This is a genomic window from Paenibacillus darwinianus, assembly GCF_000598065.1.
GTDB lineage: Bacteria > Bacillota > Bacilli > Paenibacillales > Paenibacillaceae > Paenibacillus_I > Paenibacillus_I darwinianus.
In genome coordinates this window covers 1-15,459 of record NZ_KK082179.1, presented here as the reverse complement: position 1 = coordinate 15,459, position 15,459 = coordinate 1, and the positions used below count along the sequence as shown (strand labels likewise).

General features: G+C 57.1%; 15 protein-coding genes and 1 pseudogene. 4 read left to right on the top strand and 12 right to left on the bottom strand.

The window, feature by feature from the left end:
* Window positions 1-368, top strand: a pseudogene (locus tag BG52_RS11090) (LLM class flavin-dependent oxidoreductase); the annotation flags it as partial.
* Window positions 369-465: 97 nt separating this feature from the next.
* Here the strand turns inward: BG52_RS11090 and BG52_RS11085 are convergent.
* Complete coding sequence (locus tag BG52_RS11085) at window positions 466-1,371, bottom strand: polysaccharide deacetylase family protein (RefSeq protein WP_036582223.1); 906 nt, start codon at window positions 1,369-1,371, stop codon at window positions 466-468.
* 108 nt (window positions 1,372-1,479) lie between these two features.
* The gene (locus tag BG52_RS11080) at window positions 1,480-1,842 is read right to left on the bottom strand and encodes a winged helix-turn-helix transcriptional regulator (RefSeq protein WP_036582222.1); all 363 of its coding nucleotides are present in this window, start codon (window positions 1,840-1,842) and stop codon (window positions 1,480-1,482) included.
* Window positions 1,843-2,003: 161 nt separating this feature from the next.
* Here BG52_RS11080 and hxlA point away from each other — a divergent pair, with 161 nt between their 5' ends.
* Window positions 2,004-2,639 carry a 3-hexulose-6-phosphate synthase gene (gene hxlA, locus BG52_RS11075; RefSeq protein ID WP_036582219.1) on the top strand — a complete coding sequence of 212 codons (636 nt, stop codon included), beginning with the start codon at window positions 2,004-2,006 and terminating at the stop codon, window positions 2,637-2,639.
* A gap of 13 nt (window positions 2,640-2,652) precedes the next feature.
* Window positions 2,653-3,210: a 6-phospho-3-hexuloisomerase gene (hxlB, locus tag BG52_RS11070; RefSeq protein WP_036582217.1), complete on the top strand. Its 558-nt coding sequence runs from the start codon at window positions 2,653-2,655 to the stop codon at window positions 3,208-3,210.
* 83 nt (window positions 3,211-3,293) lie between these two features.
* Here the strand turns inward: hxlB and BG52_RS11065 are convergent, their stop codons facing one another.
* The 7 genes from BG52_RS11065 to BG52_RS11035 form a co-directional block, all read right to left on the bottom strand.
* A complete protein-coding gene (locus BG52_RS11065) occupies window positions 3,294-4,820 on the bottom strand; it encodes a solute symporter family protein (protein ID WP_036582215.1) in 1,527 nt (508 codons plus the stop codon).
* A 201-nt stretch (window positions 4,821-5,021) separates the two neighbouring features.
* Window positions 5,022-6,536 carry a solute symporter family protein gene (locus tag BG52_RS11060; RefSeq protein ID WP_036582214.1) on the bottom strand — a complete coding sequence of 505 codons (1,515 nt, stop codon included), beginning with the start codon at window positions 6,534-6,536 and terminating at the stop codon, window positions 5,022-5,024.
* Window positions 6,537-6,542: 6 nt separating this feature from the next.
* Window positions 6,543-6,854, bottom strand: coding sequence for a DUF485 domain-containing protein (locus BG52_RS11055; RefSeq protein WP_036582212.1), 312 nt, complete (start codon window positions 6,852-6,854; stop codon window positions 6,543-6,545).
* Between the two features lie 23 nt (window positions 6,855-6,877).
* On the bottom strand, window positions 6,878-8,602 hold the full coding sequence (acsA, locus tag BG52_RS11050) for an acetate--CoA ligase (RefSeq protein WP_036582279.1): 1,725 nt from the start codon (window positions 8,600-8,602) through the stop codon (window positions 6,878-6,880).
* Window positions 8,603-8,750: 148 nt separating this feature from the next.
* Complete coding sequence (locus tag BG52_RS11045; RefSeq protein ID WP_081793799.1) at window positions 8,751-9,530, bottom strand: LytR/AlgR family response regulator transcription factor; 780 nt, start codon at window positions 9,528-9,530, stop codon at window positions 8,751-8,753.
* Complete coding sequence (locus BG52_RS11040; RefSeq protein WP_036582210.1) at window positions 9,517-11,280, bottom strand: LytS/YhcK type 5TM receptor domain-containing protein; 1,764 nt, start codon at window positions 11,278-11,280, stop codon at window positions 9,517-9,519. The genes BG52_RS11045 and BG52_RS11040 overlap by 14 nt, the downstream gene beginning before the upstream one ends.
* Before the next feature lie 221 nt (window positions 11,281-11,501).
* Window positions 11,502-11,993: a hypothetical protein gene (locus BG52_RS11035; protein WP_036582208.1), complete on the bottom strand. Its 492-nt coding sequence runs from the start codon at window positions 11,991-11,993 to the stop codon at window positions 11,502-11,504.
* A 326-nt stretch (window positions 11,994-12,319) separates the two neighbouring features.
* On the opposite strand from BG52_RS11035, the gene rbsK reads away from it, so the two are divergent.
* Window positions 12,320-13,246, top strand: coding sequence for a ribokinase (gene rbsK, locus BG52_RS11030; RefSeq protein ID WP_036582207.1), 927 nt, complete (start codon window positions 12,320-12,322; stop codon window positions 13,244-13,246).
* 119 nt (window positions 13,247-13,365) lie between these two features.
* Here rbsK and BG52_RS11025 read toward each other — a convergent pair whose 3' ends face one another.
* From BG52_RS11025 to BG52_RS11015, 3 genes are all read right to left on the bottom strand, one after another.
* On the bottom strand, window positions 13,366-13,821 hold the full coding sequence (locus BG52_RS11025; protein WP_036582205.1) for a hypothetical protein: 456 nt from the start codon (window positions 13,819-13,821) through the stop codon (window positions 13,366-13,368).
* Window positions 13,822-13,930: 109 nt separating this feature from the next.
* A complete protein-coding gene (locus BG52_RS11020; protein WP_036582203.1) occupies window positions 13,931-14,692 on the bottom strand; it encodes a TerC family protein in 762 nt (253 codons plus the stop codon).
* 422 nt (window positions 14,693-15,114) lie between these two features.
* Window positions 15,115-15,459, bottom strand: a 345-nt coding sequence (locus BG52_RS11015) for a TerC family protein (protein WP_036667267.1), incomplete at its 5' end; no start/stop codon positions are given.

Below are 15,459 nucleotides of genomic sequence, written 5' to 3'. Positions count from 1 at the left end.
CGGACGCGCTCGAGAAGCCGTACGCTATGGTCGGCCTCAACATTATCGCAGCCGATACGGACGAGGAGGCGCAGAAGCTCGCCACCTCGCACGAGCAGCAGTTCCTGAACCTGATCCGCGGCCGCACCGGAAAGCTGAACCCGCCGGTTGACAATATGGATGAGCTGTGGACACCGCAGGAGAAAGCGATCGTGCGCGGGCAGCTGAGCTATACGATTGCCGGCAGCAAGGAGACGGTCGCCAAGCGGCTGCCGGCGATCCTCGAGGAAACGCAAGCGGATGAGATCATCGTCACCGCACAGGTGTATGACCATCGGGCCCGTCTGCGCTCGTACGAGATTCTGGCCGAGGTCTTTCAGGGCCGTTAGCCGCTGCCCTGACGCTCAAACCCTCAAAACCTCGAACCGGAATCGCACGAGGAGGACGAAGAGTTGCAATCCATCGCGTCTGCGGAGAGCCTCGCGGTTAAAGCAGCCTGAACAACGACCAGGCAGACTTCAGCCTGGACCGCCTAAGATTTTCCCGCACGTAGCGGTAATCAATCAATTGCACGCCGGCATCCTTCAGCGCATAAGAGAAGTCGTCGCCCTGCATAAGCCTGTACTCCCAGACCCTTTTGGACCATGCCGGAACAATGCTTGCCATATGAGCGTCCTCGGCTGCCGGATGGATATACGTTTCGCTTACCCCCTCCGGCAGCTCATATATTTTGGCGAGGAGCGAGCTTTTGAAGCTGTCGTAGGTTTCTCCCTCCGTCATATGGTACGGATGAGTCAGCAAATAATCGGGCATCGCGACGCCCAGCGTATCCGCAAGCGCCACCGCTTTGGTGAGCGCTTCTTCCGCGCCGGCAATCGAATTCAGGAACGCATCCTGCGGATGAATGTGACGGAAAATCCGAAAAGGCAGCCCCCGCCGCCCGCATTGCCAGAACACGTACGGCAAATAGCTGCGCCCCGTCTCGATCCCGTACAGGCTGCCCATATGATTGTCCGCGTGGGTGATCGGCAGGCCGGCGTATTTCGCCAGATCGAATTGGGCATTGATCTCGGCCCTGACCGCCTTCGGATCGGCATGCTTTTCGAAATCGGCCGCCGTCAGGTGCATATGGCCGGTGTCATCATGGAGAGAGGGGTGTCCGGTGAGACTGGCCCAGCGGTGGCCTGGAAATTCGCTCGTCAGTGTCAGATGCAGCCCTACCCTCGGGTCCGGCTGACGCCGCACCCAGGCCGCCGCTTCATCAAACGAGGGGGCCGGCGGCATGATCGTCGCCGAAGACACCTTCCGTTCCTCAAGCAGATGCATGATGGCCGCGTTGGCCGCAAGGCTCTGGCCGAAATCATCGCAGTTCAGAATCAAGTGCCGGTTCATGGCGCTCCACCTCGAGTCCGTTATGGTTGTTGTGGGCGTTACGTAATATTGTATGGTATACATCACCGTGCGCGTCGAATACTATTCCTTGTACCTCCCCGGCTGCGGTTAGGTCACGGTCCGAATGCTGGCCCGATCGCCGAGCACCTCCACCATGTAGCTCTTCCCCCAGTCGTACATCAGGTCAAGAATCGGAATCAGGCTCACCCCCCGTTCTGTCAGGCTGTATTCGACCTTGGGGGGCACGACTGCATACACCTTGCGGTTGATGATGCCGTCCTCCTCCATTTCCCTCAGCTGGGTCGTCAGCATCCGTTGGGTAATATCCGGTATAAGCGCACGCAGTTCGCTGAATCGTTTCGTACCTTCTTTGCCGAGATGCCACAAAATAATCATTTTCCATTTCCCACCAATGATGGACAGCGTCAGTTCTTTCTCGCAGTTGAACACTTTTCCCGCGTTTCGGGTCATGCGGATCACTCCTTCTGTACGTATGTGCGGCGCCCACGGCACATGATGGCGCCAAAAGTATACTTTTAGACACTATATAATAAATATGTGCCTACTTACAATAGCTGCATCTATGCGGGTATACTCGTCAGTGTATAACAACACAAAGGAGGCAATCACCTATGAAATTACAATTGGCATTGGACCTTGTCAACATTCCGGAAGCGAAGGAAGTCGTCAAGGAGGTTCAGGACTATATCGATATCGTGGAAATCGGTACGCCTGTCGTCATCAACGAAGGCCTGCGCGCCGTGAAAGAAATCAAGGAGGCCTTCCCTTCCCTGCAGGTGCTGGCCGACCTGAAAATTATGGACGCCGGCGCGTACGAGGTCATGAAGGCTTCCGAAGCGGGCGCCGACATCATCACGGTGCTGGGCGCAACCGACGATTCGACGATCAAGGGCGCGGTCGAGGAAGCGAAGAAGAACGGCAAGCAAATTCTGGTGGATATGATCAACGTAAAGGACCTCGAGCAGCGTGCGAAAGAAGTGGACGCGCTGGGCGTCGATTATATTTGCGTGCACACGGGCTATGACCTGCAAGCGGCCGGCGAAAGCCCGTTCGAGCAATTGAACACGATCAAGCGTGTCGTGAAAAACGCCAAAACCGCCGTGGCCGGCGGCATCAAGCTGGCAACCTTGCCGCAGGTCATCGAAGCGAAGCCGGATCTGATCATTGTCGGCGGCGGTATTACCGGGCAGGACGACAAGCGAGCGATGGCGGCCGAAATGAAGCAATTGATCGGCGCCGGCGCGTAAGGCGGCGTTGTCGATGCAAACGGCAGAATACGCCGCAACGATCGTGGAGGAGCTTCGGCAGGCCGCCGGGCAGCTCCCCGCGGAGGATGCGGAGCGGCTGGTCGAGGCTGTGCTGGAAGCCGGAAAAGTTTTCGTCGCGGGAGCCGGCCGCTCCGGCCTGATGGCGAAGGCGTTCGCGATGCGTCTGATGCACCTAGGGATACCGGCCTATGTGGTTGGCGAAACGGTGACGCCCGGGCTCGACACCGGCGACCTGCTGTTGATCGCGTCCGGTTCCGGCGAGACGAAAAGCCTGATCGCGATGGCCGACAAGGCGAAAGCGCTCGGCGGCACCTTGGCGCTGGCCACCATTGAGCCAAGCTCCTCGCTTGGGCAGCGGGCGGATATCGTGGCGCAGCTGCCAGGCGCCGTCAAGGACGCCGCATCGGACCCGAACAAAACGATTCAGCCGATGGGCTCGCTGTTTGAGCAGATGCTGCTGCTGTTCCTCGACGCCGTCATCCTCCGGCTGATGGACAAGCGCGGACAGGACTCGGGCCGCATGTACGGCAAGCACGCGAATCTAGAATAGCACGCGAACAAAAAATGACCGGGCTGAGTTTTCTCACCCGGTCATTTTTGGCGTGGAGTTTCCCACGATGCGGGGTGACGCGCTCACCTCTCATCCGGCGCGACATGCGCGACCACCTGCATATGCTCGAACCGCCCCGTGGCGGACGGCTCCGCACGCAGCGTCAGCCATGTACCGACAATCCCGCCCAGGAACCCGAGCGGAATTGAAACGATACCGGGATTCATCCACGGAAAAATAGCCTCCGCCCGAATCCAGCCGACCGCCGGTTCCATCACATTGGGACTCAGCACGACGAGCAGAACCGACGAGCCCAACCCCGTGAACAATCCAGCCAACGCGCCATATACGTTGAACCTCCGCCAGAACAGCGTGAGCAGAATGACCGGCAGATTGGCCGAGGCCGCGACCGCGAACGCCAACGATACGAGAAACGCCACATTCAGGTTTTGCGCGCCGAGCGCCAGCACGATCGACACCGCGCCGACGGTGACCGCTGACATTTTCGCAACGCGCATCTGCTGGGCTTCCGTCGCTTGCCCGCGTCGTATGATGCTGCTGTACACATCGTGCGCGAAGGCGGATGATGCCGCGAGCAGCAGCCCGGAGACGACGGCCAGAATCGTGGCGAACGCCACGGCCGAGATGAACGCCATCAGAAAATCGCCGCCAAGCGCTTGCGCAAGGAGGGGTGCGGCAAGGTTATTGCTCCTCGAAAGCTGCTCCCAGCTCACAAGAGCCGCCGCGCCAAGCCCCAGAAAAATCGTCATCGCGTAATATACGCCGATCACCCAAGTGGCCGTCACGACCGAGCTGCGCACAGTTCGCGCATCCTTCACCGTGTACAGCCGTGTGATGATATGAGGCAGGCCCGCCGTGCCGAGTACGAGCGCCAGATTGAACGAAAGTGTGTCGATCGGCCCCTGAAAAAGGTTGCCCGGCTGCAGATATTTGTCCCCCAGCGGCGTAATGTCTGACATGCTGGAGAACAGCCCCATAACGTTCCAATCGAACCGCGACAGCACGATCAAGCTGACGATGAAGGTGCTCGACACGAGCAGAATCGCCTTGACGATCTGCACCCACGACGTCGCCAGCATGCCGCCGAACACCACATAGACCGTCATCAGGCCGCCGACCAGCAGAATCGCCGACGAATAAGAGATGTCGAGCAGCAGGTGGATCAGACCTCCGGCTCCGACCAGTTGGGCGATCATGTACAACACGGTAATGACGATATTGTTGAAGGCAACGGCGCCCCGCAGCGCCTTGTGCCGGAAACGGACGGCGATCCCATCGGCCATCGTAAACCGACCCAGATTGTGAAGCGGTTCCGCGATCAGATACAGCACGATCACATAGGAGGCAAGAAATCCGATCGAGTAATAGAAGCCGTCGAATCCGTAAAGTGCAATGGAGCCGGTAATGCCGAGAAACGACGCGGCGCTCATATAATCGCCGGCAATCGCGAGCCCGTTCTGAAGACCGGTCAACCGGTTCCCCGCGGCGTAGAAATCTTTCGTATTCGACGTGCGTTTCGCCGCATAATAGGTAATCGCCAGCGTGCCGACCACGACCGCCAGAAAAAATACGAACCCCGATTGATTCATCTCAGGTTCCCCCTCCTCCGCCTGTCCGCAAGCGGCGGCAGCTTGTCCACCCCGTACCGCTTCGCCGCGCCCGGCCTCTGTTACCCCATCATCGCACAAGCGGCCCGCAAATAAAAGATGGGTCTGCCCCTCAAGCGGATCCGAAGACCCGCTTCCGGACAGCCCCATCCCTTGAATCGGCTGCTTCCTATCCGACCACTCTTAAACGCCGGTGTTTGCTTTCACGACGATTTCCCGATACTTGACTTCATCCTTGCTGCTGGACAGCAGCGTGCCCGCATACGCGGCGATGAAACCGAGCGGAATCGAGATAATGCCTGGATTAGCCATGCTGAAAAGCGGTTCGCCGACTAGTATCGCTTTGCCTACCTCGGGCGACCAGACATTCGGTCCGATCGCAACCAGAATAACGGTGCTGAACAAGCCGACGAGCATACCGGTAACCGCACCGGTCGTGTTGAAACGCTTCCAGAATACCGTGAACAGGATGACCGGCAGATTGGCGGCGGCGGCAACCGCAAAAGCGAGCGACACCAGAAAAGCGACGTTCAGCTTCTGCGCGAACAGCGCCAGGATGATCGACAGCACCGAAACACCGATCGAAGCCCACCGCGCCGTCCGCAGCTGCTCCTTCTCCGTCGCCTGACCGCGCCGGACGATCTGCCCGTAGAAGTCGTGCGCGAACGCCGATGCCGCAGCAAGCACAAGGCCCGTAACGACGGCGAGAATCGTGGCGAAGGCGACCGCCGAGACGAAGGCGAACAGTAAGTCCCCGCCCAGCGCTTTGGCCAGCAGCGGCGCGGCCATATTGCCCCCCTTGTCGACGGCCGTAATGCCTTCCGCGCCTACGAAGGCGGCGGCCCCGAAGCCGAGAAAGATCGTCATGATGTAAAACATGCCGATAATCCAGGTAGCGTAGACGACCGAGCTGCGGGCGGTCGGCGCATCTTTTACCGTGAAGAAACGGGTCAGGATGTGCGGCAGCCCCGCAGTGCCGAGCACCAATGCGAGATTGAGCGAGATCGTCTCGAGCGGCACCTTGTATTTGTTGCCCGGATTCAGGAAAGCTTCGCCCAGCGGCGTAGCGGTCTTCATATGATCGAACATCACCGCAACGCTGAAATCGAACTTGGCGAACACGATGATCGAGATAACGAACGTGCCGGCCATGAGCAGAACGGCTTTTGTAATCTGTACCCAGCTGGTGGCGTGCATGCCTCCGAACACGACGTAGATCGTCATCAGTACGCCTACGATCAGGACCGAGGTCGTATAATCGATGCCTAAGAGCAGCTTGATCAACGCGCCGGCGCCGACGAGCTGGGCGATCATATAGAAAATGGAGATGGAAATGGTGTTGAGCGCCGCGACGCCGCGCACCTTTTTGTCCGAGAAACGCGCCGCGATCATGTCCGCTACCGTATATTTCCCCAAGTTGCGAAGCGGCTCGGCAACCAGGTAGAGGACGACGAGATAAGCAACCAGAAAGCCGATGCTGTAAAAGAACCCGTCGAAGCCGGCGAGCGCAATCGTACCGGCGATGCCGAGGAACGACGCCGCGGACATGTAGTCGCCCGCGATGGCCATGCCGTTCTGCCATCCCTTCAACCCTCCGCCGGCGGTATAGAAGTCACTGGCGTTATTCGTTTTCTTGGCGGCAAAATACGTAATGACCAAAGTCAGAAATACAATCCCGCAAAACAGGGCAATCGCCATACCCGCCTACACCCCCACGTCTTTCTTGATATCGTCCACCATGCGGTCAAAATTAGCCGATTTCCTGGAATAAAGAATGCAAAGCGTCCAGGTCATCACAAACTGGGCGAATGCAAATACCCACGCCCATGAAACGTTCCCGATTGCAGGCTCGTTCAGCACCTTGGAATAAGAGGTCATGATCGGAAGCGTAAAATAGAAAATAAGGAAAAACGCGGTCATCGGGATAATGAACCGTCTCTTGTACGCTATCAGCGCCCTGAATTTCTCCGACTGCCACACTTCGGCATAGCTTTCGCTCTGCTGCTTCCCTTCCATGCTGCATCCCTCCATCGTTAATATCAATCGTCGATTGTAGACAGGTCTCCGGTCGGGAGTCCCAACTCCTGCGCTTTCAATACGCGGCGCATGATTTTGCCCGAGCGTGTTTTGGGCAGCTTGCCCAACACCTCGATCTCCCTCGGCGCCGCATGCGCGGACAATCCGTTGCGCACGAATACGCGTATCTCCTCGAGTAACTCGGATGTTTCCGCATAGCCCTCCCGCAAGGCGATGAAAGCCTTGATGATCTCGCCTCTTATCGGATCCGGCTTGCCGATTACGCCGGCCTCCGCAACCGCCGGATGCTCGACCAGCTTGCTCTCCACCTCGAACGGTCCGACCCGTTCGCCGGAGGTGTTGATAACATCGTCTACACGGCCCTGGAACCAGAAGTAGCCGTCCTCGTCCATGTAGGCGGAATCGCCGGATACGTACCAGCCGGACAAGCGGAAGTATTCTTCATACTTGGACGGATTGTTCCAGATGGCGCGCATCATCGACGGCCACCCCGTACGGATCGCCAGGTTGCCAAGCCGGTTCGGCGGCAGAAGGTTGCCCCGGTCGTCGATTATCGCGGCTTCAATACCAGGCAACGGCTTGCCCATCGACCCCGGCCGTATATCCATTGCAGGGAAATTGACGATCATATGCGCCCCTGTCTCCGTCATCCACCAGGTGTCATGGATGCGACGGCCATATACCTTCATACCCCAGCGGATAACCTCCGGATTGAGCGGCTCCCCTACGGATAAAATATGCCGCAGGCTGGACAGGTCGTAGGCGTCCACGGTCTCGTCCCCGGCTGCCATCAACATGCGGAAAGCCGTCGGCGCGCTGTACCATACGGTGACCTTGTGGTCCTGGATCGTCCGGTACCAGCGCTCGGGGGAGAATCGTCCGCCGCGGACGAGATTGGTCGCGCCATTCAGCCAAGGGGCGAATATACCGTATGAGGTCCCCGTCACCCAGCCGGGATCTGCAGTACACCAGTAAATGTCATCGTCACGCAGATCCAGCACCCACTTGCCGGTCAGATAATGCTGCACCATCGCGCCGTGCACGTGCAGCACGCCCTTCGGTTTGCCGGTCGAGCCCGAAGTATAGTGCAGGATGAGCGGATGCTCGCGGTCCACCCATGTGATGTCCAATTCCTCGGAGGATTGCGCCATCGCGACATGAAAGTCGACTTCGCCGGGCTGCCACTCAGTCTGTTCGTCGACAATGATGACATGCTTCAGATGAGGAAGCCGATCGCGCGGTATCCGGTGCTTCAGCTTGGAAGTCGTGACGATGGCCACCGCCTCGGCGTCGGAGAGACGGTCCGTCACGGCGCTTTCCATGAAAGCTTCGAACAACGGTCCGACGATCGCTCCGATCTTGAGCGTGCCCATAATGCCTACATAAACCTCCGGCGTTCGCGGCATGAAGAAGAAGATGCGCTCCCCCTGCCCGATGCCGAGCCCTTTCAGCATGTTTCCGAACCGGTTGGACAGCTTGCTGAGCTGCTCGAAGGTGTAACTCTCCTTCCGGTCGTCATCCTCATAAATCAGGGCAACCTTGTTTGCCAATGCCCCCTCGGCGTGGCGGTCGATCGCCTCATAGGCCATGTTGCATTTGCCTGTCCGATGCCAGGTGAAATGCTTCTCCGCCTCCTCCCACCGGAAAGAGCGGTAAGCCGATTCATAAGACTGCAGATTATGATTGCCTGGAACGCTTGGAATCGTTTCGATGTGCTGGACGGTCACGGAATCAGCTCCCCATTTTTCGATATGAAAGCGCTTCACTGTGATTATAATCATAATTCCGTCTGCAGAACAGATTTCTTGCGCGAACCGTCAATTGTAATGCGTGAAACGCAAAAAAACAGTCCCGAACGGACTGCTTGGGATTGCTCTACTGCCCTTTCAAGAGTCGGAAAAGCTCCTTGGCCGCCTCCCGGGACAACGGAATCGGCGTCTGCTTCCGGTCCCGCATCGTCAAATTATAAGCGCCGTTAAACCAGGGCACGACCTCGTCGATCCGGTTCAGATTAACCAGATAGCTTCGATGCGGTCGGAAAAAGGCGTAGCTTGCCAGCTTGTCCTCCAGCTCCTGCAGCGTTTGCTTGGATGTGATGTATGTCCCGTCCGCCAGATGAACGAGCACGACCCGCTCCTCCCGCACTGCGTAGACCACCTGTTCCGGATCGATAAGCACATGCTTCTCGCCGTCCTCCATCAGCAGGCGATTCCATCTGCCGGCGACAGAAGAAGCGGATGCGGACTGACTTTCGGGCGGCGGTCCGGCCTGCGGTGAAGGCGAAGCCTGCAGCTTGCTGCGGATGCGCGACAGCGTTTCCTTCAAGCGCAGATGAGTATAGGGTTTAAGCAAGTAGTCGACGGCGTTCAGCCCGAACGCCTCCACCGCATAATCCTCATGGGCGGTCGTGAACACGATGAGCGGCGGCGACGGCACGGCGGTCAGCATCCTGGCCGCTTGAATGCCTTCCATCTCCGGCATCTGCACGTCCAGAAATACGACGTCGGGCTCCCACACGCCTGCCAGCTCGAGCAGCTCGGCCCCGTTAGCCGCGCTTGGCAGCAGTTCGAGATCCTTTTCCAGCCGAAGCAGGTAGGCCAGCTCCTCCCGGGCCAACCGTTCATCTTCCGCGATCATCACTTTAATGGACTTCAACGTCTTCACTACCTTCCGCGCGCATGTAGGGTATGGAAAAAGCAAACCGGCAGCCGCCTTCGGCCTTGTTCCCGATATGCAGTCTCGCCTCCTGTCCGAACAGCCCGATCAAGCGCTGATTGATATTATAAACGCCAATGCCGTTGCCGCTTAGGCTGGCCACCGGTTTGGTGCCCAGCTTATCCAGCAAATTCGGCGGGATGCCTGTCCCGTTGTCCTCGACACTCACCTCCGCGCGGCCGCCTTTCCTGCGCAGACCGATCCGGATCAGTCCGCCGCTTCTCCGATTGCGCAAGCCATGATTAACGCTGTTCTCTACCAGCAGTTGAATGGTCGCAGGCGGAATCATCCACGTCTCGAGCTCGTCGTCCATATCGCATTCGACGGTGAACTGATCCTCGAAGCGGATTTTCATGATTTCCATATACGCGTTGAGCAGCTCCATTTCCTGTCGGAAAGAAATCCATTGCGACGACGTCACCTTCAAATTAAGCCGCATATACGTCCCGAGCTGCATCGTCACATGACGCGCAAGCTCCGGATTCATCCGAATGAGCGAGTTGATCGAGTTCAGCGTGTTGAACAGAAAATGCGGATTGATCTGAGCATGCAGTACCTTGAGCTCGGCCTCCTTCATCAGGTGCGTCATTTTCTCATGCATGGCCGCGCCTAATTGATACGAAATGAGCTGGCCGAGACCCTGCGCGAGCACGATTTCCACGGAGCGGATGTCCTGCGGCCGTCGGAAGTACAGCTTGATGAGACCCGCGACCTTGCCCGCTTCGGTAATCGGCACGATAATGGCCGCTCCGAGCGAGGCATGGTGGGGCTGGATTTGTTCATGGCTGTAGGCGATTTGCTGCTCTCCGGTTTCAATTGCTCTGCGCGAAAGCTCCGATTTTATGCTCTCGCCCGGCACATGCTGCTTCGTTCCGATACCGGCATGCGCCAGGATGCGCTCTCTGTCCGTAATTGCAACGGCAGCCGCTTTCAGCTCCCGCATGAGCAAACCGGCTACCGCCTCCGCGGTCCTGAACGTGAGCCCTTGCTTCAAATGCGGCAGCGCGGCTTCCGCAATGTACAGCGCCCGCTGGGTTTCATAGGCTGCGGTCCGTTCTTCTTCCCGCAAAGCAACATGCAGCATCGTGGTGAAAATTGCAATTGCCACACTGTTGGTAAGCACCATCGGTATGCCGATCAGGTTCACTAATTGAATCGCCCGTTCAGGCGGAGCTACGCCGATCAGAATGATGCCCATCAGCAGAATCGGGGCGAACATGCCGATGAAAAGCGCTTTTACCGGAGATATGACCCGTTCCTGCGAGAAGAATCGGGCGACCGCACCTGCCAGAATGCCGGCAACCAAAGCGGCGATTCCGCCCGCCCACGCGGCAAAGCCGCCCAAATACACCATATGCGCGCCGGTAATGAGGCCGGAGCCAATGCCGACGAGCGGTCCCCCTATCAAGCCGCCGATGACAACGCCGACCAGCGCGGAATGCGCAATCGCTTCATCCGGGCCAAGCTGCAGCATCCAGAACGAGGAAGATACCATGCCGTCCTGTACGACCACTCCCGCGTAGGTGCCCAGTATGCCGAACAAGCCGAAAAGGCTGGAGAAATAAAAAGTATTAAGCCATGATATTTTGCGGTCCAGCAGTTGCCGGAACAGAGGGATGCGCGTAAATATGAAGGTGAGCATAAGAAAAATACCCATCCGTTCAAACAAAAGCAGCGTAAGATCCTTCATGCACACTCCTCCCTGTCTTATTCTAGCACAACGCGCGGCATCCATTGGAGTTGTGAGCGAACAAAACCGGCAAGCTTAAAAAAATCATAACGGTGGCACAAGCAAACAGCCCGGCCGGGAATGCACTCCCTATAGCCCGGCTGTTTTAATCTCTCCCAGCAACCAGTAGTGTTATCGAAAATCGGATGCGGATTGACTATTGTTCCAACAAACCAAGCCCCTTAGCCGTACGATACCTCGCTTCTCGCACCTAGCGGCGTGATCTCGTAAAGATACTGGCGGATCAGCTCTCGCTCAATGTCGGTGACCGGCGCGGCCGACCGGACGGCATAATGAATCGTGCCCGTCTCCATATCGTAGCCTTCAAACGAAATGCTGCCGTTCGTAAACATCCGGTTCATGACGTCGATAATCCCATGCTGGTTCAAGCCCCGGTCCAACGCGGCCTGCACGATCGATTCGGGCAACTCCTCCACCCTCGGCACGCCGTCCGTTTCGATCATGTTGTACGCCTTAACTTTATAACAAATATGCTGAAGCAAATAACCGGCGGCGAACCTGCTTAAGCTGGCGGCCTCGCTCTCCGGCAATTCAAGCTCTTCATTCCACGCGTAGATGGTGACGGAATTTTTGGCGGGGGTATGAATGCGGACATATCGTAAATGCGGATAACGATTCTTGATCAACTGCTCCGATAATAAGCGGGTTCCCATCGTCCTCATCACCTCGTATTATTCGGAATGGTTTCCAACCGCGTACTTGTTAGCGCTTTCATATTCCTCGGTCGCAACAGCCTTCACCGAGGCTTCCCCTCCTGATTACCGCTGACGCTCCCCCTTTATTATAACAAATATCTCCCTTAAGGCAACGTGCAAAAGCGTCGCAAGTTCGGTATGGGGTCTGTCATTTTTTTCTTGCCTGTGATGTAAAAAAGGGGTGCTTTCCTTTATAATATGAAGCACAAAGCTAATGATTACCTGTATCTTGCTTCAACCGCAGCTGATGATTCGATTCGAGACAGGGAAGGCTGGGAATAACAGTGAAACCAAAAGCGAACATCGTGGTTGTCGGCAGCATTAATATGGATATGGTCATCCAAACCCCCAAGCTGCCGGTAACCGGAGAGACGGTGCTGGGGGGAGATTATACGACCGTGCCGGGCGGCAAAGGCGCCAATCAGGCGGTGTCTGCCAGCAGATTGGGCGCGCGGGTTGTCATGTTCGGGTGTTTGGGACAAGACTCGTTCGGGCAGCAGTTGCTGACGAATCTGCAGCAGGAAGGCATCGTGACGGACCACATCCGCATGCTGCCGGATTATCCGTCCGGCATAGCTTTCATACCGGTAACCGCCAGCGGAGACAACTGCATCGTTGTCTCCCCTGGCGCGAATATGCAGCTGACGCCGGATGATATCATGCAGGGCGAAGACATCATCCAAAATGCGGACGTGCTTATGGTACAGCTCGAAATTCCGATCGATACCGTAAAAGCCGCTTTAACGATCGCCAAAAAGCATAATGTCGTCACGATCCTGAATCCGGCGCCGGCCAAAGCGCTGTCTGCCGCGATCTATGAACTGACGGACATCATGACGCCGAACGAAACGGAAAGCATGCTGCTGGCGGCGGGGGATGTGCAGCAGGCATGGGGCCCCGAGCAAACCATCGCGGAGCTGCAGCGCCTCGGCGTCGGGAAAGTGCTGCTAACGCGCGGCGGAGACGGCGTGGCTTATCCATCCGGCAACGGAATCGAGATCGTGCCGGCCTGCAAGGTGGAGGTTGTCGATACGACGGCTGCGGGCGATGCCTTCAATGCAGGCCTGGCAGTCGGACTTGCGGAGAAGCTTAGCTTTGCCGATGCGGTTCGGTTCGCAGCAAAAGCCGCTGCCCTTGCCGTCACCAAGCCCGGCGCCCAGCCTTCCCTGCCGCTGCGAAAAGAAGTGGACGAATTTACGTGTATCGTATAGCAGCTGACGGTAGGCCGTGTGATATCCATGTTTTTCGAAATTGTAGCCGCGTTTGGCTTCGCAATAAGCAAACCTCTTAATCGGCTTGCCCCGTTGTCACCGCCGTTTTCTTGTCCCATTCAGTTCGCAAGCTTGCTGATTTCCGGATACTCCTCCAGATAACCCGCGTCTCTCAGCTCGACCAGCGCCCTCCGGATGCTTTGCTCGTCCTCGCCCGACTGGTCGGACAGCTCCAGCAGCTCGGCGATCGTAATGGTCGGCTGCTTCCTGCAGTATGTAAGCAAACCTTTCGCCGCCCACGACAGACGGTCGTCCTGGAATTCACCGATCATCTGCCTGAACAGCTTATGCGGAACCAGCTTGAGATTGACCAGCGTCTGCATCGCCTTCACCGCCTGCTTCGGCGTCATCCGGCCTTTGGCCGCAATCCCCGACAAAGTCGGCATCGAGCTCTCGGATGTGCTGGAGCTTAGAACGATATAGATCATCTGGGCATAGATATCGAGATCAGGCTGATAAAAAATATCCGTGGACACTGTAAAATTGCGCACCGCTTGCGCTTGATCGGTCGTCAACAACCAACACTCCCTTCGATTGCATACGATAATAGCATACGAATGGAGCGTCGGGGTTGTGGGTTTTATGAGACGGTTTTAATCATGAAGATCTCCTCATTATCTTTTGTTACTTCTTGTCGGCTTCCGCTCCCTTCGACAAGAACCAGCCTCTGACCGCGATGGCGATCAGCACGCCCCAGAAAATCGTTTTCCACACGGCGCTCTTCGGAAAGTATTTATCCAGCACCCCGACATCGGGATGGGAGAGCGTGTAGACGGCAAGCTTGACGCCTACCCAGCCGACAATCGCGAAGGCAGCGGTCTCCAGGCCGGGGCGCTTCACCAGCAAATTGCCGAAGTAAGACGCGGCAAACCGCATGATGACCAAACCGATGATGCCGCCGGCCAGAATGACGAGGAATTGGGCGCCATCCAGCCCGCCGATCTGCGGCAGGTCGGTTGCGGGCAGCGTAATCGCCAAGGCGACCGCGGCCAGGATGGCATCGATCGCGAAGGCGATGTCAGCCAGCTCGACTTTCAGCACCGTAAACCAGAAGTTCTCCTGCTTTTTCTCTGCTTCCTTCATATGCTTCTCCTTGCGGACAAACAGCCTTTTCACCATATGATTGAGCGCAATGTACAGCAAATAGGCGGCGCCGAGCGCCTGCACGTACCAGACGTTCGCCAAATACGAAATAATGAACAAAGACGCGAATCGGAATACGAATGCGCCGGCCAGGCCGTAGAAGAGCGCCTTTTTCCTTTCCTTCTCGGGCAGATGCTTGACCATGATCGAGATAACCAAAGCGTTGTCCGCAGCCAGAATGCCTTCAAGTCCGATCAGGACGACCAGCACCCAGGCGTATTCCAGCAAAGCCCCCGTGTTCATCGGCTCAACTCCTCGATAGTTGTAAACTTATGGGGCATATTATGCGCCGCGTTATTCTTTATTAAACCAAAATGGGAACAATACATAGTTTCCGGAAAGGATAGCAGATGAGGCGGCGTGGCCGGCGCCTGCAATGGGATGCCAAAATTAAAACATTCCTGGAACCCCCCGTCTATCCGCTTCTAAAAGAGGGAGGTAATGTAACAATAGCTGACACAAATCGAGCAATAACGCTAAGATACCCAAGCTTGGTTGCTCGGCAACCATGCTTGGGTGTTCGCATGTCAAATCCACGCTTCGATATCTTCGTCGTCGATTTCGTCCTCCGTCGGCGGTACGAGCTCGATCGATGCCGATTCCGGCATGACCGGGTCGGGCTGAACGGATGCAACAGCCTGCTCCAGCTCCCGCTGTGGAATGGCTTAAGCCGCTTCCGTTGCGGGGGTGTTCTTCTCCTTGGACAGGAACCAGCCGCCTGCCGCAATCAAGATCATGACGCCCCAGAAAATAATTTTCCAGCCGACGCTTTTCGGGAAAGACTTCGACAGCACACCTACCTCCGGATGGGAGAGCGTATAGATGGCGAGCTTCACGCCAACCCAGCCGACGATCATGAAGGCCGCCGTCTCCAGGCCCGGCCTTCTCACCAGCAAATTGCTGAAGTACGAGGCCGCGAAACGCATAATAACCAGTCCGATGATGCCGCCGGCGAGAATGACCAGGAAGTGTCCCCCGTCCAGCCCGCCGATCTGCGGCAGGTCGGTGGC

Coding starts and splice junctions, on each gene's coding strand:
- hxlB (WP_036582217.1), top strand. CDS start 2,653: ATGCAAACGGCAGAATACGCCGCAACGATCGTGGAGGAGCTTCGGCAG.
- BG52_RS11065 (WP_036582215.1), bottom strand. CDS start 4,820: ATGAATCAATCGGGGTTCGTATTTTTTCTGGCGGTCGTGGTCGGCACG.
- BG52_RS11035 (WP_036582208.1), bottom strand. CDS start 11,993: ATGGGAACCCGCTTATTATCGGAGCAGTTGATCAAGAATCGTTATCCG.
- BG52_RS11080 (WP_036582222.1), bottom strand. CDS start 1,842: ATGACCCGAAACGCGGGAAAAGTGTTCAACTGCGAGAAAGAACTGACG.
- BG52_RS11085 (WP_036582223.1), bottom strand. CDS start 1,371: ATGAACCGGCACTTGATTCTGAACTGCGATGATTTCGGCCAGAGCCTT.
- hxlA (WP_036582219.1), top strand. CDS start 2,004: ATGAAATTACAATTGGCATTGGACCTTGTCAACATTCCGGAAGCGAAG.
- BG52_RS11055 (WP_036582212.1), bottom strand. CDS start 6,854: ATGGAAGGGAAGCAGCAGAGCGAAAGCTATGCCGAAGTGTGGCAGTCG.
- BG52_RS11020 (WP_036582203.1), bottom strand. CDS start 14,692: ATGAACACGGGGGCTTTGCTGGAATACGCCTGGGTGCTGGTCGTCCTG.
- BG52_RS11040 (WP_036582210.1), bottom strand. CDS start 11,280: ATGAAGGATCTTACGCTGCTTTTGTTTGAACGGATGGGTATTTTTCTT.
- BG52_RS11060 (WP_036582214.1), bottom strand. CDS start 6,536: ATGGCGATTGCCCTGTTTTGCGGGATTGTATTTCTGACTTTGGTCATT.